Annotated in this window: 16 protein-coding genes and 2 CRISPR repeat arrays; of the genes, 3 read left to right on the plus strand and 13 right to left on the minus strand. The window is 64.7% G+C overall.

Features of this window, described 5'->3' with window-relative positions; translation table 11 throughout:
• Positions 1–129: 129 nt before the first annotated feature.
• Positions 130–530: a CRISPR direct-repeat array (repeat unit 37 nt; unit sequence GTTGCGATCCTCGGTCGCCCCGAAGGGTGACCGCCAC).
• Positions 531–661: 131 nt separating this feature from the next.
• The 9 genes from cas2 to ACWEF2_RS04940 all read right to left on the minus strand — a co-directional run bounded on the left by cas2 (position 662) and on the right by ACWEF2_RS04940 (position 11,268).
• Complete coding sequence (gene cas2, locus ACWEF2_RS04900; RefSeq protein WP_453811984.1) at positions 662–952, minus strand: CRISPR-associated endonuclease Cas2; 291 nt, start codon at positions 950–952, stop codon at positions 662–664.
• Positions 952–1,980: a type I-C CRISPR-associated endonuclease Cas1c gene (gene cas1c, locus ACWEF2_RS04905; protein ID WP_453811986.1), complete on the minus strand. Its 1,029-nt coding sequence runs from the start codon at positions 1,978–1,980 to the stop codon at positions 952–954. Before cas1c ends, cas2 begins: the two co-directional genes overlap by 1 nt.
• A complete protein-coding gene (cas4, locus tag ACWEF2_RS04910; protein WP_453811988.1) occupies positions 1,973–2,644 on the minus strand; it encodes a CRISPR-associated protein Cas4 in 672 nt (223 codons plus the stop codon). Before cas4 ends, cas1c begins: the two co-directional genes overlap by 8 nt.
• Complete coding sequence (cas7c, locus tag ACWEF2_RS04915; RefSeq protein WP_453811989.1) at positions 2,641–3,507, minus strand: type I-C CRISPR-associated protein Cas7/Csd2; 867 nt, start codon at positions 3,505–3,507, stop codon at positions 2,641–2,643. The genes cas4 and cas7c overlap by 4 nt, the downstream gene beginning before the upstream one ends.
• A gap of 49 nt (positions 3,508–3,556) precedes the next feature.
• On the minus strand, positions 3,557–5,287 hold the full coding sequence (gene cas8c / locus ACWEF2_RS04920; protein ID WP_453811991.1) for a type I-C CRISPR-associated protein Cas8c/Csd1: 1,731 nt from the start codon (positions 5,285–5,287) through the stop codon (positions 3,557–3,559).
• A gap of 4 nt (positions 5,288–5,291) precedes the next feature.
• Complete coding sequence (gene cas5c, locus ACWEF2_RS04925; protein WP_453811992.1) at positions 5,292–5,984, minus strand: type I-C CRISPR-associated protein Cas5c; 693 nt, start codon at positions 5,982–5,984, stop codon at positions 5,292–5,294.
• A complete protein-coding gene (gene cas3 / locus ACWEF2_RS04930; protein ID WP_453811994.1) occupies positions 5,981–8,155 on the minus strand; it encodes a CRISPR-associated helicase Cas3' in 2,175 nt (724 codons plus the stop codon). Before cas3 ends, cas5c begins: the two co-directional genes overlap by 4 nt.
• Positions 8,156–9,056: 901 nt before the next feature.
• A CRISPR array of direct repeats spans positions 9,057–9,829; the repeat unit is 37 nt; unit sequence GTTGCGATCCTCGGCCGCCCGGGAGGGCGACCGCCAC.
• Positions 9,830–10,237: 408 nt separating this feature from the next.
• On the minus strand, positions 10,238–10,459 hold the full coding sequence (locus ACWEF2_RS04935) for a DUF397 domain-containing protein (RefSeq protein WP_453811996.1): 222 nt from the start codon (positions 10,457–10,459) through the stop codon (positions 10,238–10,240).
• Positions 10,441–11,268, minus strand: coding sequence for a helix-turn-helix domain-containing protein (locus ACWEF2_RS04940; protein WP_453811998.1), 828 nt, complete (start codon positions 11,266–11,268; stop codon positions 10,441–10,443). The genes ACWEF2_RS04935 and ACWEF2_RS04940 overlap by 19 nt, the downstream gene beginning before the upstream one ends.
• Before the next feature lie 212 nt (positions 11,269–11,480).
• Here ACWEF2_RS04940 and ACWEF2_RS04945 point away from each other — a divergent pair, with 212 nt between their 5' ends.
• Together ACWEF2_RS04945 and ACWEF2_RS04950 are read left to right on the plus strand one after the other, a co-directional pair.
• A complete protein-coding gene (locus tag ACWEF2_RS04945) occupies positions 11,481–11,783 on the plus strand; it encodes a hypothetical protein (protein WP_453811999.1) in 303 nt (100 codons plus the stop codon).
• Positions 11,784–11,935: 152 nt separating this feature from the next.
• Entirely contained in the window at positions 11,936–12,469 is a 534-nt protein-coding gene (locus tag ACWEF2_RS04950; protein WP_453812001.1) for an ATP-binding protein, read from the plus strand.
• 176 nt (positions 12,470–12,645) lie between these two features.
• Here the strand turns inward: ACWEF2_RS04950 and ACWEF2_RS04955 are convergent, their stop codons facing one another.
• Together ACWEF2_RS04955 and ACWEF2_RS04960 are read right to left on the minus strand one after the other, a co-directional pair.
• Complete coding sequence (locus tag ACWEF2_RS04955; protein WP_453812003.1) at positions 12,646–13,071, minus strand: hypothetical protein; 426 nt, start codon at positions 13,069–13,071, stop codon at positions 12,646–12,648.
• A 1,131-nt stretch (positions 13,072–14,202) separates the two neighbouring features.
• A complete protein-coding gene (locus ACWEF2_RS04960; protein ID WP_453812005.1) occupies positions 14,203–15,366 on the minus strand; it encodes an acyl-CoA dehydrogenase family protein in 1,164 nt (387 codons plus the stop codon).
• Between the two features lie 168 nt (positions 15,367–15,534).
• Here ACWEF2_RS04960 and ACWEF2_RS04965 point away from each other — a divergent pair, with 168 nt between their 5' ends.
• A complete protein-coding gene (locus tag ACWEF2_RS04965) occupies positions 15,535–16,836 on the plus strand; it encodes a UDP-glucose dehydrogenase family protein (RefSeq protein WP_453812425.1) in 1,302 nt (433 codons plus the stop codon).
• A 215-nt stretch (positions 16,837–17,051) separates the two neighbouring features.
• Here ACWEF2_RS04965 and ACWEF2_RS04970 read toward each other — a convergent pair whose 3' ends face one another.
• Entirely contained in the window at positions 17,052–17,285 is a 234-nt protein-coding gene (locus tag ACWEF2_RS04970) for a DUF397 domain-containing protein (RefSeq protein ID WP_453812007.1), read from the minus strand.
• Positions 17,270–18,097 (minus strand): helix-turn-helix domain-containing protein, encoded by an 828-nt coding sequence (locus ACWEF2_RS04975; protein WP_453812009.1) that lies wholly within the window; start codon positions 18,095–18,097, stop codon positions 17,270–17,272. The genes ACWEF2_RS04970 and ACWEF2_RS04975 overlap by 16 nt, the downstream gene beginning before the upstream one ends.
• Positions 18,098–18,276 lie beyond the last annotated feature (179 nt).

Genomic DNA, 18,276 nt, shown 5'->3' on the forward strand with positions numbered 1-18,276 from the left:
CGGTGAGATCTCCACGCGCCATGCCCGATGACCTACCAGGACCGCCGGCCGTACCGCAGGCAATCCCTCTGATCTCAACTCCGTACAGGCCCTAGTGGCACATGACGCCCTGACCCGCGCGGAGCTCAAGTTGCGATCCTCGGTCGCCCCGAAGGGTGACCGCCACGCGCGCGCTCCAGGAGCTGCGCGACGTATTCAAGAAAGTTGCGATCCTCGGTCGCCCCGAAGGGTGACCGCCACCCGACCATCCCGGCCTGGAACAGGCGACGCCAGATGTTGCGATCCTCGGTCGCCCCGAAGGGTGACCGCCACCGTGGGGGTGATGGCCGCGTCGTCGCCGTTGAGGACGTTGCGATCCTCGGTCGCCCCGAAGGGTGACCGCCACTGCAGGTCGTCGAGGAACCGGTTGCACTCCTCCAGGTTGCGATCCTCGGTCGCCCCGAAGGGTGACCGCCACACTACCCCACAATGGGCGCGCTGCATTTGCCACGGGGTTGCGATCCTCGGTCGCCCCGAAGGGTGACCGCCACGGCATTTGATCAGGCATTATGCCCTCACGGAGCCGATAACAAGAACTCTTCAATCTACTTATCAAGGAACAAATACGGCGATATCTCATTCGGAAGCTCCCGCGTGTCGCATGAGCACTCCAGGTTCCGAACTACAGGATCAACGGGTCATGATGGGGCACAGGCTGGGCTACTCCGAGCCGGTGTACTGTGGCGAATCCGTTCGCAGGCAGTCGGTACACCCGTACGGAATCATCGTCGGGGTCAATGATACGAGTGGTTCCATCGAGCAAGGTCAGCAGTTCCGCATCGGTACAGGTAATCTCGAACACGGATTTCTGTACTCGATGCCCGTACCCTTCGCACAGTTTGGCCATTTGTCGAAGGCGGCGTCGCCCTTCAGGGGTGGTGGTAGCCACGTCGTAGGTCAACAGCAGCTGCATCAGCTGACCGTCCAGGGGACGTAGGAGGGAAGCTCCCCGCGAATGTGTCGGGCGAGAAGACGCGATTGGACCACGGGCAAGAGTGAGGCCGAGACCTTGCGGCCGAGAAGCCGGTGAGGCCACTCCTTGCTCTTCCAGCCCTGCCATTCGGTGAGAACAAGGCGCCGTCCGTCTTCGGTAAGCTGCACAGCGCCGCCGGGAAGAGTCTCGAAATGCTCCTTACGGAGCTGCTTGCGATTAAGCATGTTAAGGGCAAGCCGGTCGGCGTGAATTGGCCGAAATTCCTCCATCAGATCAAGGGCGAGGGCAGGTTTTCCTGGGCGCAGGCCGTGAAGGAATCCAAGGTAAGGATCGAGACCAACCTGTTCGGTCGCTCCGTGGACGAGGGCGCGGGTCAACCCGTACAGAAATGACAGCAGGGCGTTGACAGGATCGGTGGGAGGACGCCGGATGCGGGCGGTGAACGGAGCGATGTCGGGCTGGGTGCGCATCATGCCAGCGAGGCCCTCGAAATAGAGTTGGGCGGCCCGCCCTTCCAACCCCATGAGCTTATCCAGGTCAGCAACCTCACGGGAGCGCGTCAGCAGGTCTTCGAGATCTTCAGCCAGGGCTCGTAATGTGGTCTGAAGTGAACCGGTTGCATCACGGGCGCCGCGGAGCAGGATTTGCCGGGAGTTCTGGACTTTGCCAGCGACGCAACATCTGGCGATCTGGAGGCGTGTGTCCGAGGCGGCATGGGCGAGGTGCTGGGCGTGACGGAGCAGAACATTGCCACGGGTGGGGCCGTCGACTCGGCCAAGAAAGCGTCCGGACAGGCTCATCCAGACCACAGACCGGCCGTCGTGAGCACATCGAGTCAGTAGATCCGCTGACAGCGCCACGTGGCCGTAGACAACGATACCGTTCAGGCGGCGCAGCGGAAGTGTCCGTTTCGGAACTTCAGGGGCGACAACCTTGAGGCTGTCGTGGTCCAGGTGGAGGCTGGCACCTTGTGTCTGGACGTACAGGGTGTTGAGAAGTTCAGTCATCCCAGGCTGCTTCGGATTGGGGGAAAAACACTGTCGAGGCCGTGTGGGTGAATGCCTTTGCGCGGGCCAGGACGCGGGGCATGCACATGTCTCGCATCGAACATCGTCGGCATCTCTGATCGGCCGGCGCGGCTGGAAGCGCCATGGCTGCCAGGAGCCCCCTGACGGAATCAGCCAGTGTGATGACACGTCGCTGTATGGCGCCGTCAATAGTGACGGTGTGCCGACGTCGGTCTGCACCGGAGTAGATGACACCGTGCGGGACCGGACGGCTGAACATCGCTTCGAGGCACATGGCCTGGCCCGCTACCTGGATGTCGGCGGGGCCTCCGGGGGTGTAGGCGCCGGACTTGTGCTCAATCGGGATGATGGGACCGTTGTGGTGGATCTCCACGACATCACATACTCCGATCAGTGCGAGTTTGTCGTGCCATACGGGGAGAGCCCGGAGAGTGCGGATCGCGCCACGGGTCTCATGTCCGGGCTCGTGGACACGCTGGTGCATGAGTGTTCCGCGTATGGTGGCCGCGTCATCGGCGTAGCCGTCTTCGAGAAGAATCAGTCCCGCCTGACGGGGACAGTAAGCGTAGTGCTCCAGCGCCGAGAGAGTGACCTGGAGCAGCGGGCCGCTGGTGTCCACGGCCCGCGGAGAGGAGGAGTTCACCCGACCAGGCTGGTGAGGGTAACGCCGTCGGGCAGGTCATTACCGATAGTGATCTTATAGTCGCTGAAGGCCCGCGGGGGCCTGGTCTCGTCGATCAGCTTGGCCTCAACGCGGTCGAACAGCGTGTGAGCGGGCGCGCGGCCGAAGGCGTCATCGTGGGTGAAGGCATACAAACCCCGCAGAGCCACCTCGCCACGGGTGGAGGCGCGATCGTGCTCGAACATCATGGTCAGAGCACGCCAGAAGGTCTCCAGGTCCTGACCGTTCACACCGGTACGGCGAGCCAGCGGGGCACTGAAGTGTCCATAGCCGCGGTAGAGGCCGTACGGGATCATGTGCTTGTTGCCCATCTCTGTCGACTCGCCCTTGTCGATGTCCTCCTGACGGGTCTGGGTTACGCGGGTGATGCCGTGCTCCTGAGGGAGGACGGAGTGGATCGAACGGGAGAAGGTGAGCTGCAAGGGACCCTGTACACGTCCGCAGGGCTTGGTTCCGGTGCTCATCACCGCACCGAACATGCGCACGTCGTAGAAGGTCTGACACATCCACTGCTGGGCTTCCGGCTCGGACTTACGCCGCTGCTTGGGGTCCAGGCTCAAGGCCGTGTAAGCGCGTTCGTGCTGGGCGTTGAGTGCCACACCGGATTCGACGTAGGTGTCATAGCCAGGCACGCCTTCTTTGAGCAGTGCGACCATGTTTCGGATCTTGCGCTTGATCGCGACGTCGGTAACCAGTCCCTGCCCGGTTTCCGGATCGGTGCGAGGCATGCCTCCGGCGTCGGGGTCGCCGTTGGGGTTACCGTCGCGCACGTCGAACAGGAAAACGAAGTCATGCTTGCGTGCCGGGTCTAGGTGGACGGACATCCAGAGGTTCCTTTCAAGGGATGACGGAGGATCTGTGACCAGTCAGAGGTCAGGCGGGTCCAGTCACAGACGACTTACTCCCGATGGCGGCGCGGGCCGCTGCTCGATCAGCGGCCCGCTGGTGGTGGTAGCCGAGGACGAACAGTCCCTGGCCGGGCAGGTCCAGAGTGGCGGGGATCTCGGTGGTGAACAGGTCCAGGACTTCGTCAAGGCGTCTGTCCAGGGCGGCACCGGCCGCACGCTTGGAACCACGCAGCCGTCGCAAGTGGCCGGTGGCGTTCTTGCGAAGCATCATCAAGACGGCCAGGGGCCTGCCCATGGCCGCACCGAAGAACTTGTCGGCGATGGTGGTGTTGATGTTGTCCAGCGCGGTGCGCTGAATGCTCTCCAGTACGGCGAACAGACGCCCGCTCAGATAGGCGGGATCGGTGGTGTTGACGTTGAGGTGGTCCAACAGGATCTCCCTGAGGGCGTGGTTGGCGCGCAAGAGCAGTGCACGTAGCAGGGCCGCGCGAGCCAGGTCGACTCGACCGTCGGTATGGATGCGCTGTATGAGGCGAGACAGCAGGTGAGCGGGGAGCCGTGTGCCGTGCAGGGCCGCGGCCATGAGGTCACGTTCCGCGGAGTCAGGAGCGGTGTCCCTGACATATCCCTGCTTGCCGTGGCGTCCCAGCGCGGCGGCCATCCGCCAGACCGCGACATACTGCGGACCATCGGCCCACAGGTCGGTCATCGCGTGGTCATTGAACCAGGCCCGTACGTTCTTACAGAGTGAGATGAGAGGAACGTCGATCCAGCCACGGATGACGACGCGGCTCTGGTTGGCCGACAACGTGATGGCGTAAAAGGCGTTGTCATCGAGCCAGGAGGCCCGCCGTGCGGCGGGAAGCCGCGCCTGTTCGATGATCGCGTTGACGTCGCCGGGCTGAGCATCGCGAACAGCGCCCAGGACCGAGATGGGCGCCGGTCGACGCAACCACCACGCCAGCACGCTGTCGGTGCCGCGATAGTGGTGATGTGGGTCGGCCAGCAGCGCGTTCAGCGCCGCCATGGCCAGCCCTCCGCAGGTGTCGCAGATCGGAGTGTTGGCCAGCTGGATGATGCCGCCGCGGCCCTGCGCGGTCTTGTTGATCGAGATCAGCTGTGCGTCACGACCTCTGCCGTTCGCGACCGGAATAGCACCGGACTTGACCGGCTCGGGGATGGTGTCCAACAGCGGCCCCGGTTTGCCACAGGCCAGGCAGATGCCATGACCGCTGGAGGAGCTTTTGCGCTCGCGGACGATCTGCCCCCAGGTGGCAACGGCGGAAGGCAGGTCGTGCACCCAGCCGTGGTCGGTCCTGATCGCGATCACGTCGGTCGGCTTGGTCTCCTCGGGGATCACGATCTCGGAGAAGGCTCCGCATTCAAAAAAGCGCACCACAGGGGCGGCCAACGGCTCATCCTTGGCCCACCGGTAGACCAATTCGGCAAAGTCGGCGGTGCGCCGCTCCGCGTCCCTGAGCTGTTTTTCGCTGTCGTCCTTCGGGACGGACAAGACATACTGCAGGGTGTCGGTGAGTAAGAACGGCAGCGATCCGGTGCCCGAACGCTGCACATACGGAGCGGAGAGCATGATGCCGGATTTAGCCTCCGGCCCGCTCAGATCAACCAGCCGGTTGCCCCGGGGGCGACCTTGAGCGTCCAGGTCCACGGCCCAGCGCACGCTGCGGTGCCGGTAATACGGCGGGGGCAGGTCGCTGCGATCGCGGGCGTGCGCGGCGAGACGGTCAATCAACATTCCCTCACCGCCGCCCGCCGGTGCGGCCGGGTCCACCGGTGGGCAGTTCGACGCCCTCACGCGGAATCTCAAGGACGCCGTTCCTCACTTCGGCGTCGAACCAGAGGTAAGTTTCGCCAGCGTTTCCATAGACGATGCTGTGCAGCATCACACCCAGTTTCTCATCGTGCGGGATCGGGGCTCGGTCTGTTGGGGGATGGAAGGACGCGGAGAATTCCCGTACGCCCATGAAGGGCTGCGAGAAACACGCGCCGCGCTCCACCCTGCGACGGAACTGATCACGGTATTTGGCCTCAGGGTCGGCCGTGTGCGGGTGCGGCCGTACCTGGGTGTGGATGCGGTAGGCGACGTCGCGCAGGCAAACCATGTTGCGCTGGTCACGGTCGGCCTCGACGTCAAAGCGGACAGAGGTGTCGCTCATCGCGTCCCGCACCCAGCTCAGCGACAACATCGAGGAGACCTCGTTACGACGGATAGATGTCCAGCAGACCGGCGCCAGCAGGTCGATCCGCACAATGTGGTACGAGAACTCGGGCTTCCAGAAGATCGCCTCCAGCACGCCTCTGGCGGCGGACGGAGTCATCATCGGGTAGCTCAGCCGCTCGGTCTTGAACTCCGGCCGAGTGAAACAGGCATAAGGAGCCTGTACTTCCACCACGAGCGGCGGGGGTGGATGGTGAGCGCGGTGGGTGGTCAAAACACCAGCTCCTGTGGGTCAGGGGAAGCGATCTCAATACCTCGCTGCGGGTGGTAGTCGCCCACCCATTCGACAAGGTCGCCGACGACGGGCACCGCGAGTCCTTCGTTCACGGCACGACGGGCCGCCCCACGGGGCAAAGTCGCCAGGTAGGGGCGGAGCGCCCGCAGTTGGGCACCTCCACCGGGATGGCCGGAGCGCAGATGGTGCAGGATTCGCGCCAACTGCTCGATGTCGCCATAGTGCACGGCCACCGGAACGGTCCACTCGTCGATCATCCGGAACAGTTCGGCCACCCTGGGGAAGTCATGGGCCTGGCGCTCCTTCTGGATCTCCTGACCGGCCTGCTCGACGTTGTGAAAGTCGAAGCGTGCTCGGTAATAGGCCTCCAGCGCATCCAGATCGTCCGGGGAACAGTGCGGGCCGAATCGATCGCGGGTGGCTTCCAGCGCCGCGCCATACAGCATTTGGACACCCTTGTTGCCATCCTCCGGGTCGAAGACGACAACCCGTCCGTAGGGTAGGCGACCGCTGCGATTGACCCGCCCTGCGGCTTGTTGCAGCGAATCCGCCGAAGCGATCGCCCGAAACCCGATGGGAAAGTCCACGTCGACACCCGCTTCGACCAATTGAGTGCTCACCACCGCGACCGGTTTCTCCGCGGCGAGCAGTTGCTTGATCTCCTGCAGCGCATTCCGGCGATGTGCGGCCGCCATCCGCGTGGACAGGTGCAATGCGGGACGGCGTTCGTCGACAAACCGATGCAGTCGGCCAGCGTCCTTGGTCGTGTTGACCACCAACAGCACCCGCTGCTCGGCTGCCGCCTCCTCAGCGATCTGTGCCAGCGTCGGCTTGGGATCCAGCCGCCACTCATAACGCACTCGATCCAGTGCCTTGTACAGCGGTTTCGGCTCCGCGATCACATCGCGAATCGACGTCGTGTGCAAGGGGCTGAGCAACTCGAAAGGCGGCTGGGTGGCCGAAGCCAGCAACACCGTGGCACCGAATCGTTCCGTCAACGTCCGCAGCGCGGACACGATCGGGATCAGCAGGTGATCTGGCAGAGCCTGCACCTCATCCAGCACAATGACCGCCCCTGCTAAACGGTGCACCCGCCGCATCGCCGCCGGCTTGTTGCTGAACAGCGACTCAAACAATCGGACCGTGGTCGTTACAGTGAACGGCGCGTCCCAGTTCTCAGCGGCCAACCGCTGCCAACGGCCCTTGGGGTCACCGCCGTCCAGGTCGATTCCGCTGTGATGTTCCAGCACGACCGGCTCTTCACCGTCACAGTCGAGCAGACGCCGGTAAACATCGGCATTCTGCTCGGTGATCGACATAAACGGCACCGCCACGATGACACGCCGCAGGCCGTGAACATGCGCGTGATGCAGTGCGAAACCGCCCGCGGCGAGCGTTTTCCCCGATCCCGTCGGCCCGGGAATCCGGTAGATCCCCCGAGGTCCTCCCGCTGCGGCGATGGCTTGCCGGTACACCTCCTGACGTAGCCCATCAATCGGAGACGACAGCCCGTCGGCGATAAGCCGTAAGCGTCCCTGTTCAAAACGATCCACCAGATGAGCGGCACTGACCGGATGCGAGGGCCGTGTGGCAGCAGCGAAATGCTCCTCGGTGTCCAGGAAATCAGCATCGACAACCGTGCTGTAGACCATACGCACCAACAGGTCCAATACGTACGGATCCTCCTGGACTGCCCCCGTCAGCCAATCAGGCAGAGCGATAGGCCCCGGTAGATGAATTTCCGGAACAATCTCCCCTACCCGCTGAATCGCCTCGGCGACCAGCGGATGATCATCTGCGAACCGTAACTCCGCCTGCAGTCGCGCCCTGCTCGGCAAGCCACCGTGATGCCCGAACACGATCGCGGCCATGATCCCCAGACTCTGCTGATCCAGCAGCCAAGCACCCGCGTGCTTGTGCGGAACCCCAACGGGACCACTACGGCTTTCCGCTCGAATCAGACCTTTCTGCCATTCGCACGAGCCTTTTCCCACGTCATGAACAAGACCACAGTGAGCGGCCAACGGGCCGGCGCCGAAGATCTCACCGAACGCACCCGCCCGCCACGCCGTACCTCGCAGATGATCGGCAAGCCCATGGCGAAGCCCATCACCATCACGCGCACTGTGCGCCCATAGACGCTCAACCATCCCACTCCTTCATGCATGGAGAAAACAGCGAGAGCCGCACTGTAGGAGACGCCACTGACATTTTCGCGAGATCGACAAACATAGTTGCCGAACAGATTTAACCTCTATCAGCTGATTCGGGTCGGCCACATGGAGGACCGACCCGACATAGCAACCGTTTTCGCAGCTCAGCCACGGTCATTATTACGACCCTCGACCCCATGATCATGCTGAGGTCGCCAGACGTCGATGACGCCGTTGGCAACCCTAGTTCAACAACCACTGCTGGGCAACAGTCATCCTTCAATGAACGTGGAATGAGCCGCTTCACAGGAGCGTAGACGGTAAGGCTCAGCTGCGCTACTCTCGGGGCGATCATCAGACGGAGGCAGCCAGTGCCAACCCATACAGGCTCCGCTTCATACACGTAAGCCTAAAAAAGACGCCTCGTCATCGGAGGAGGTGATAACACACCATGGATTGGCGCGGCCTGCTCATAAGAGAGATGGCGCGGACGGTCAGGGCTGCCCTCGAAAGCTGGCCCCAGACCGCCCGCTTCTGCCTCTTGATGGCAGTAGCGACGCTCGCGCTAGCGAGCATCGCGCTTACTGTCTACCTCATCCGACGTTAATGTCAACGCACCCGTAGTGATCATCGAGCGCGCCCTTCGAAACCTCCCAGCGTAGCGACGACTCTGCGGAACGCGTAAGGATCCCAAAATGGAAGGTGAGCCTGGGCCGTTCTTAGAACAGCCCAGGCTCACCCTGTCGAGACCTCGAAACCTCCCCGCGCTTGCCCTCTCACCCCCGGAAGTGGCCTTCACTTCTACATTCCGCCGACGACCCCTGGCCATGCGTGTGCGATCCTCGGTCGCTCCGAGGGGCCCCCGCAGCTCGACGATCTCACCGAGCAGTTCCTCAATGTTGCGATCCTCGGCCGCCCGGGAGGGCGACCGCCACACCCCGGCGAGCGCTGCGGCGCCCTCCTTGGAGGTGAGGTTGCGATCCTCGGCCGCCCGGGAGGGCGACCGCCACCCATGTTCAGGCCTGAGCCCGAAGCCGCGCCCTCGTCGTTGCGATCCTCGGCCGCCCGGGAGGGCGACCGCCACCTGGTGTTTACCAGATGTACCAGGAAGAGGGGAGTGGGTTGCGATCCTCGGCCGCCCGGGAGGGCGACCGCCACCTTGACCGTCTGGTTCACCAGTTCGTCCCGGTGGACCAGTTGCGATCCTCGGCCGCCCGGGAGGGCGACCGCCACGTCGCGCTTGCGGTGGGGTGCCGGTACGGCTGGGCGTTGCGATCCTCGGCCGCCCGGGAGGGCGACCGCCACCAGGGAGGTGGGAGGCGGAGTGCGGTGCCATGGGGTGTTGCGATCCTCGGCCGCCCGGGAGGGCGACCGCCACCCCTGCTAGAGGCCCGGCGACTCGCACGCCGCGAGATGTTGCGATCCTCGGCCGCCCGGGAGGGCGACCGCCACCAGCGTCTCGGTCACCTACACCACCTCCGCGTCGGCGTTGCGATCCTCGGCCGCCCGGGAGGGCGACCGCCACGACCAAGGAGACGCTCACCGATGACTGACACCCCGAAGTTGCGATCCTCGGCCGCCCGGGAGGGCGACCGCCACTCCAATGGACGCCCCACAGCACCCCCGCCCGCCACGTTGCGATCCTCGGCCGCCCGGGAGGGCGACCGCCACGGCGTTTGAGCAGGCATTATGCCTTCACGACACCGACTATCGAGACATCCCAATCTACTTTTCACGGGACATACGTCACGATATCTCCCTGGGAAGGACTCGCGTGTCGCGTGAGCACTCCAGATTCCGCAGCAGGGGTCAACCAACTACGTCCAGGCGAAATCCTCAGGTAACGCGTAGAAGAGCGCCTATTCCGCTCACCCAAATCTTCTCGGCCTCGGTGAACGAGCCAGTGCGTAGCTGAAGACCTGACGCATTTTACGGAGGCTACGCCGCTGTCCTCTTCTCGGATTCACGGAGGTCGCCTCGTTAAGACGATCCTCGTCCTTCAAGCCCATGACGAACGATGATGGGGTGTTTCCCGGACTGGACCTTGGGGGGCCGTAATTTCGGGTCTGGAGTTTTCGGTTAGTCGAACTTTCCGGACTTCAGGCTGCCGATGAAAGACTCCCAGGCGTCCGGGGAGAGGAGGAGAGCGGGGCCGGTGGGGTTCTTGCTGTCGCGGACGGCGACGACTCCGGGGAGGTTGCCGGCGACCTCGACGCAGTTTCCGCCGCTGTCGCCGCTGCGGGAGCTCTTCTTCCACGCGGCCTGGGAGAGGTCCACCCCGATCAGCTCTTTCTCTGCCACTGGTCCCTCACTTCCTTAATCATCTCTAGCGACTGCCCGGGACGGTACGCTTCCGTTCGGATCCTGTCATATCTACCCCAAATGACAGTCACCAGTTCATGCTCCGCCGACACTTCGCCCGCACCCGCCGACTCTACGGAGACGGTGGTCGGCGCGTCCGGCAGTTCCGCGAGAACGAACCCGGACATCAGACCCGCCGTACACGGCGAGTCGTGGGGAACGAGCTGAATCGTCACGTTCTGGCGCTCGGCGACGGCCACGAGGTGGTCGAGTTGCTCGACCATGACCTCCCGGCCGCCGATGGGACGGCGGATCACCCACTCGTCCAGCAGCGCCCACAGGACCGGCGGGCTGTCCCTCTTGAAAATCAGCTGGCGCCGCATGCGAGCGCTGATCTGCTCCTCGACCTGCTGCTCTGAGGTGGCCAGGCCCCCCTGGAAGACGAGCCGCGCATAGCTCGTGGTCTGCAGCAGGCCGGGGACCAGCAGTGGATCCCAGCTGCGCAGTATGCGCGCCCGGGGCTCGATCTCGTCCGACCACCTGAGGAACCAGCGTGGTCCGGAGGGGGAGGTGATGTTCCGGCAGAGACGGGCGAAGAGGTCGTCCGTCTTGAAGATCTCGTCGCACCGCGCGGCCAGCTCGGGCCTGGGTGTCCGGTTGCCTATCTCGATGTGTCCCACGAGTGACGACGAGACACCCAGGTGCGCGCCGAGCCGCGCCTGTGACAGGCCCGCCTCCCTGCGGGCCCGCCCCAGCTCGCGACCGAAGCGCTGAATCGGCGTCAAACGCGGATCTAGATCGTTAGCCATATCCACCCCTTAAGTGTGCGCATAGGGCGCGACGGTTTCTGTCGACGAATCGGCGACTAACAGATACATCATGCGGAGGTTTCTGTCAGCGGAATGTCCGCAGATTCCTCCTGCAATCTCCCCATCGACCTGGGCACCCTGTAGGCCCAAAAGTTTTCTTCGGGCGACTTATGACAAAAAAGCGATAATTTGCCCGAGATGGTGGGGTCGACATGACAGGCAAAACGCGAATGCACACGCCGCACGAGGAACAGCTCATTCATCTGGTGCGGCTGGGATGGGATCTGCGTTCTCGCGGGGTGGCCACCTCGCTGGTCGTTCCCGCCGTCGGGCCGCCGGTCATGGAGATCATGTCCACCTCCGGGGTACGGGTCCGCGTTCGGGTCGTCCAGCGGGCATGGGGCTGGGTCTTCATCTGGCGGCCGTGGTGGTCCCGGCTGTGGAGACGGGACAAGTGGGTATGGGCGTTCGACGAGCACGCCGCAGACATGATCATGGCGGCGGTGACCGCATGACGACCCGGGAGCGAGGTGACCGCGTGGCGACACAGGAACGAGGTGTCCATGTGGCGACACAGGAGCGGGATGACCACGTAGCAGCACAGGAGCGAGGCGACCATGTGGCGATACGGGAACCGAGGGCGGCCCTGTGTCCCGGCTCATACCGGGTGAGGAGCGGGCGACCGGCCCAGGGGGTCGAACGACGGATTCGGCTGCACACCCTCCACCAGCGAGACTTTCCCGGCCTCCCGCGGTCGGCCGGGACGGTGCGGGGCTGGACGGCGGAACTGCTGGCCGACCAGGTGGCAGCCGAGACGCTGGAGACGGTCACACTGCTGGTGAGCGAACTGGTCGCCAACGCCGTCGTCCACAGCGACTCCTCCCTGCCGGGCGGCACGCTGACCGTCTGCCTGGGCATCGGAGACGACGTCCTGCACGTGGAGGTCATCGACGACGGCTCGGCGACCAGCGTGCCCACCATGCGCACAACCGACGACGACAGTGACAGCGGCCGGGGCCTGAGCTGGGTGGACCTCCTGGCCGACGCCTGGGGCACCGATCAGGACGACGAGGCCGGCAACGCCGTCTGGTTCCAGATCACCTCGACCGGACGGAACACCCCAGCCAAGCAGAACACCTCGGCCGGGCGGACGCCCCTGACGGCCGTGCCGGACGCGGGCCGGCGCGACCTGGCGGAGTGAGGATGCTCAGCCCCGGTGACCCGGTGGGGATCGTCTCACGAGGCAGGGCCACCGAAATCCGGGGCCGAGACAGACCAGCCACCAGAGAGCAGGCGGTTGTCAGACCGCGTTAACGTCCCTGGCAGAGCGAGCGAACGTCCATGACCACCTGGCCTGCGGCCTGAACTACCGGGTACCTATGCGGGAGCCAGTTCGGATTTCACGGCTTCCAGGCCGGCGAGCTTGGCCAAGATACGTTGGTTTGGATCTGGCACTTTCACAGCATTAACGATCACCTGGGTGATGAAGCCCTCAACAGTTGAGAGCAACCCGTCGGCAACCTCACTGCGCGTCCAGTTGTCGATTCGATCTTCCCTGGCCAGGGCCAGCACAGCTTCCCGGCCAAGGAACTTGGCCTCAACGAAACTGTTCAGCTCATCGAGAGACTCGAATGCGATGTCTGCCACCTCGCCGGCGTCTGAGCGATCGAGACAGACGTAAGCCCAGGCGGAGAGCCCCTGGGAGCTCTCCAGAACCTGGGTAAACAGGACAAAATCACCGTTCACACGGAAGGTACCCGTCAACGGGATCTCATACTCATGCCAGACATCAAGATCGGCCACTCCCGGCCTCGGCCGCCAAGGAGGACAGCCCCGCTTGATGAGCGAGTCTAGATTCATCCGTTTCACCTCCCGTCTACCTAGTACCCATTGAAGCACCGAACAAAGCGCTTCGACACAGTTGGGGGCCAGGGAATATCCTGGCGGTTGGTCGGATCGTCGTCCGGCCAAACGATCGAGACATGCTGCGAAGCGGTCCCGCAGCGGCCAAGCAGGCGTCCCGGCGTGTGGACAACGGCAAATCCCTCCGCACGGAGCCTACCTGCCGATGTGTAGCGTACAGCAGCGGCCTCAAGTGCTCTAGCGGTTATCACACGTCTTCGATAGCGACTGACCTCCTCAGCCGTAAGCTCGCCGGTAAGCAGGGAAACCTCCCGCTCCTTGTCATACCTGGGAGCTTCCAGGAACCTGTCCACATTGAAGGTGTGATGGGTGAGTACTGTCTCATCTGGCAGGCAAAGCCAAGGGGTGGAGGTTGCCCTGCAAGCTTGCTTTCGCACATAGGTTGAGTCAGGCTCCGGCATAGAAGTTAAGAATATAGCCGCGACTCCATAGCGTCAGCGAATCGCTCCATATTCGCCGAATAAACCCCAATCACTCGGCACAGCGATACCCCCTCGCACACGACAACCAACACCGTTAATGAATTATTACAAATTCACCTATTTCGATATCTTAAATCCCATTATTCTCCTCAATGGCGTCCTGGCGCCGCATTTATCCGGATGAGCAGGGTTTCGGACCTCTTTACTGGATCCGCCCCGTCAGCCAGGCGCCGGGGTCCACACTGTTGGGTACAGCCATCGCTCTCTTCTCCTTCGATCTTGGTTCCACAACCTGAAGGATCACGCGACGGCCGTCCTCGTTTCACGACGCCACGCCTGTTACCAGCGAAAACTCGCGCACCACCTCCGTGGACGCAACCCTGGCCTTGAGAGCATCCACACACCCTGTGGTCGCGGTCGGGACCACCGCGGTCAATCCAAGTCGTGGACAGACCGACCGCACTCCCTGTTCCGCCTCCGTCCCTGTCTCGCGAGACAGGGACGGAACAGGGCCGCCTCGAAGATCGCCCAAAAGCGTGAGAAGACAAGGAACACCCTCGGTCGGAGCGGGGTCTTCCCACTTCGGGCCCTACTTCAGGAGCTGGCGGGCCATGACCATGCGCTGGATCTGGTTGGTGCCCTCGTAGATCTGGGTGATCTTGGCGTCGCGCATCATGCGTTCGACCGGGTAGTCGCGGGTGTAGCCGTAGCCGCCGAGGAGCTGGACGGCGTCGGTGGTGATCTCCATGGCGGCGTCGGAGGCGGCGCACTTGGCGGCGCTGGAGAAGAACGTGAGATCCTTCTGCGGCCGACCGTGCATCGCCAGCTCCGACTTGGCCGCGGCGGCGTAGGTGAGCTGGCGGGCGGCCTCCAGCTTCATCGCCATGTCGGCGATCATGAACTGGACGCCCTGGAACTCGGCGACGGCCTTGCCGAACTGCTTGCGCTCCTTGACGTAGCCCACCGCGTAGTCGAGCGCGCCCTGGGCGATGCCGAGCGCCTGGGCGGCGATGGTGACGCGGGTGTGGTCCAGGGTGGCCAAGGCGATCTTGAAGCCGGTGCCCGGCTCGCCGATCATCCTCCAGGCCGGGACGCGCACGTTCTCGAAGATGACCTGGCGGGTCGGCGAGCCCTTGATTCCGAGCTTGCGCTCCTTGGCCCCGAAGCTGACGCCCTCGTCGCCCTTCTCGACGACGAACGCGGAGATGCCCTTGGCCCCCACGCCGGGCTCGGTCACGGCCATCACCGTGTAGTACTCCGAGACCCCGGCGTTGGTGATCCACATCTTGGCGCCGTTGAGCACGTAGTGGTCGCCGTCGGCCACGGCGCGGGTCTTCATCGCGGCGGCGTCGCTGCCCGCCTCCGCCTCGGACAGGGCGTAGGAGAACATCCCCTCGCCCCGCGCGACCGGCGGGAGATAGCGCCGCTTGAGCTCCTCAGAGCCCGCCAGCAGCAGGGGGACGGTGCCGAGCTTGTTGACCGCCGGGATCAGCGAGGACGACGCGCAGGCCCGCGCCACCTCCTCGATGACGATGACGGCCGCGAGCGCGTCGGCTCCGGCCCCGCCATACTCCTCGGGGACGTGTACGGCGTGCAGGTCGGCCGCGACGAGCGCCTTGTAGACGTCCCAGGGAAACTCGCCCGTCTCGTCCGCCTCGGCGGCACGAGGGGCGATCTTCTCGTCGGCAAGGGCACGGACGGTCTCCCGGAGCATCTGGTGCTCCTCGGGCAGCGCGTAGAGAGGAAAGCTCATAGGAAAATAGTAGGACGTCCAACCAAATGTGGACCGCTCCACCGCTGTGATCTCCATCGCCACCTGTTTGTGCAGGTGGCGACAGAGTACGCAGCCGGGGATGCCGATACCCTGACGACACACAATCGGGCAGAACCGAAAGGAACACCAGTGGCCTACCGCCTGACAATGGTGGGAACCGGATACCTGGGCGCGACAACGTCGGCATGCATGGCGGAGTTGGGCTTCGAGGTCCTTGGCGTCGATGTGGACACGGAGAAGGTCGCCCGCCTACAAGCCGGGGATCTGCCCATCTACGAGCCGGGCCTGGAGGAGATTCTCCAGCGTAACCTCGCCAACGGGCGACTGCGCTTCACCACCTCCTACGAGGAGGCGGCCGCATTCGGCGACGTGCACTTCCTGTGCCTGGGCACCCCGCAGAAACCCGGCGAGTACGGGGCCGACGTCTCCTATCTGGACAGCGCGATCGAATCACTGGCCCCCCATCTGAAACGGGAGTGCCTGATCCTCGGCAAGTCCACCGTGCCGGTGGGCACCGCTCGGAGGCTGGCCGACAAGCTGGTACGGCTGGCACCCATCGGCACCGGGGCGGAGCTGGCCTGGAACCCCGAGTTCCTGCGCGAGGGCTTCGCCGTGAAGGACACCCTGCATCCCGACCGGATCGTGCTGGGGGTGGCCTCCGACCGGGCCGAGAAGGTCATGCGCGAGGTGTACGCCTCCATGCTGGAACGGGGCACCCCGCTGGTGGTCACCGACTATCCGACGGCCGAGCTGGTCAAGGTCGCCGCCAACGCCTTCCTCGCCACCAAGATCTCCTTCATCAACGCGATGGCCGAGGTCTGCGAGGCCTCCCACGCCGACGTCAAACAGCTGTCGCTGGCGCTCTCCTTCGACGACCGGATCGGCGGGAAGTTCCTCAACCCGGGGCTGGGCTTCGGCGGCGGCTGCCTGCCCAAGGACATCCGGGCGTTCATGGCCCGAGCCGGTGAGCTGGGCGCCGACCAGGCGCTGACGTTCCTGCGCGAGGTGGACGCGATCAACATGCGCCGCCGGGCCCGCATGGTGGACCTGGCCCGCGAGCTGGCCGGCGGCTCCTTCCACGGATGCACGGTCGCCGTTCTCGGCGCCGCCTTCAAGCCCAACTCCGACGACATCCGCGATTCCCCCGCCCTCGACGTCGCCGTCAAGATCGGCGAGCAGGGGGGCCGGGTCACCGTCTACGATCCCGTCGCCCAGGAGAACGCCCGCCGCGCCCATCCGGAGCTCTCCTACGGCACCTCCGCCCTGGACGCCGCTCGCGACGCCCACGTTGTGCTGCTGCTGACCGAGTGGCAGGAGTTCATCGACCTCGACCCCGAAACGCTCGGCGCCGTCGTCACCACCCGCAAGATCGTCGACGGCCGCAACGCCCTCGACGCCGAGATCTGGCGTGCCGCGGGCTGGCACTACCGCGCCCTCGGCCGCCCCTGACCGACAGCGCCTCCCCCTGACCGGCGGAGCCTCCCCAGGCCGGCGAATCTCCCCAGGCCGGCGGAATCTCCCCAGACGGCCGACGGAGTTTGACGATCGACGGAGCCTCGGGCACGCCGCCCCGTGACACGCCTTCCACGACGGTCACGGGGAGGCGTTCCGGCGTGGTGGCGGGCCCCGCCGGACGGCGTCGCCGGCGGCGCTCGGAGAGGACGTCAGTCGAACTCGCCGAGCTTCACGCCGCCGACGAAGGCGTCCCACTCCGAGCGGGTGAAGAACAGCTTCGGCCCCTCGGGGTTCTTGGAGTCGCGCAGCACGTACAGGGAGCCGAGTCCGGCCTTGTGCCCGGCGCCGATGGCCTCCACCACGGCCACCTCGACACAGTTGCCGCCGTTGTCGCTGCTCAGGGCGGCTTTGCGCCAGACGGCCCTGCTCAGGTCTGTGTCCATGTCTCCATCACCTTCGTCATGAGGTCGATGCTCGCCCTCGGGGGGAGGGCCTCCGTGCGGAGCTCTTCGTAGCGCATGCAGACCTCCGCCACGTCACGTGGATGGTCCGTGACATGCCCTTCGGCGGCACAGTCCGCATAAACAGTATCCGCGCTGCCATCGACACTCGCTATGACGAACGCCCCACTCAGACCGGCCGTGACGGTGACGTCCCCGGGCACGATCTGGACCGAGACGTAGCGGTTCTCCATCGCCGCCACCACGGCCGCGATCTGGCCGCGCATGATCTCCGGGCTGCCGATCCGCCGGTAGAGCACGCTCTCGTCGATCACCACCCAGAGCAGGGGCGGGTGAGCGCCGTGCAGCAGGCTCTGCCGCTCGATCCGCCCGGTCACCAGCTCCTCGACCCGTTCCTCGGCCGCGGCTCGCCGTCCCCTCAGGAGCGCGCGGGCGTAGTCGGGGGTCTGCAGCAGGCCGGGGAAGACCAGGGGCTCCCAGTTCCTGAGGGTGTGCGCCTCGCGCTCGACCTCCACCCACGGCCGGAACCACGGAGGGTAGGCCGCGTGGCTGAGCAGCGGCCAGACCCGCATGAGCGTCCCGCCGGTGTTCAGCATCCGGTCGCACCGTTCGGTGAAGTCACGTGACGGGTTGCGTCTGGCGGTCTCCACCATGCCGACCAGAGCCGTGGAGTAGGAGACCGCCTCGGCGAGCTGCTCCTGCGTCCAGCCTGCCTGGTCGCGCAGGCGGCGCAGCTCCGCGGCGAAGAACGCGAGGGGACTTGACCTGCTGTCGAGCTCACGCGAGGGGGGCATCACGAACTCCTGTCTCACGTCGGAATCACGCCGTGGCCGTTCACGATCACAGCCGCGGTTTTCGCAACGACTTAATCACGCACGGTAATGTCACGCCGCGCCCTTGGGAAGCGCATCCCCCAAAAGACGTCAAGATCGGCCCCGCTAAATCCGACGATCCCCACCGCTCGACCACGAAT

The organism is Streptosporangium sp. NPDC004631 (assembly GCF_053601935.1).

Bases quoted from the DNA above. Each gene is read 5' to 3' on its own strand.
- cas2 (WP_453811984.1), bottom strand. From the start codon at position 952: ATGCAGCTGCTGTTGACCTACGACGTGGCTACCACCACCCCTGAAGGG.
- ACWEF2_RS04960 (WP_453812005.1), bottom strand. From the start codon at position 15,366: ATGAGCTTTCCTCTCTACGCGCTGCCCGAGGAGCACCAGATGCTCCGG.
- cas7c (WP_453811989.1), bottom strand. From the start codon at position 3,507: ATGTCCGTCCACCTAGACCCGGCACGCAAGCATGACTTCGTTTTCCTG.
- ACWEF2_RS04940 (WP_453811998.1), bottom strand. From the start codon at position 11,268: ATGGCTAACGATCTAGATCCGCGTTTGACGCCGATTCAGCGCTTCGGT.
- cas8c (WP_453811991.1), bottom strand. From the start codon at position 5,287: ATGTTGATTGACCGTCTCGCCGCGCACGCCCGCGATCGCAGCGACCTG.
- ACWEF2_RS04970 (WP_453812007.1), bottom strand. From the start codon at position 17,285: ATGGACACAGACCTGAGCAGGGCCGTCTGGCGCAAAGCCGCCCTGAGC.
- ACWEF2_RS04975 (WP_453812009.1), bottom strand. From the start codon at position 18,097: ATGCCCCCCTCGCGTGAGCTCGACAGCAGGTCAAGTCCCCTCGCGTTC.
- ACWEF2_RS04945 (WP_453811999.1), top strand. From the start codon at position 11,481: ATGACAGGCAAAACGCGAATGCACACGCCGCACGAGGAACAGCTCATT.
- cas3 (WP_453811994.1), bottom strand. From the start codon at position 8,155: ATGGTTGAGCGTCTATGGGCGCACAGTGCGCGTGATGGTGATGGGCTT.
- ACWEF2_RS04965 (WP_453812425.1), top strand. From the start codon at position 15,535: ATGGTGGGAACCGGATACCTGGGCGCGACAACGTCGGCATGCATGGCG.
- cas1c (WP_453811986.1), bottom strand. From the start codon at position 1,980: ATGACTGAACTTCTCAACACCCTGTACGTCCAGACACAAGGTGCCAGC.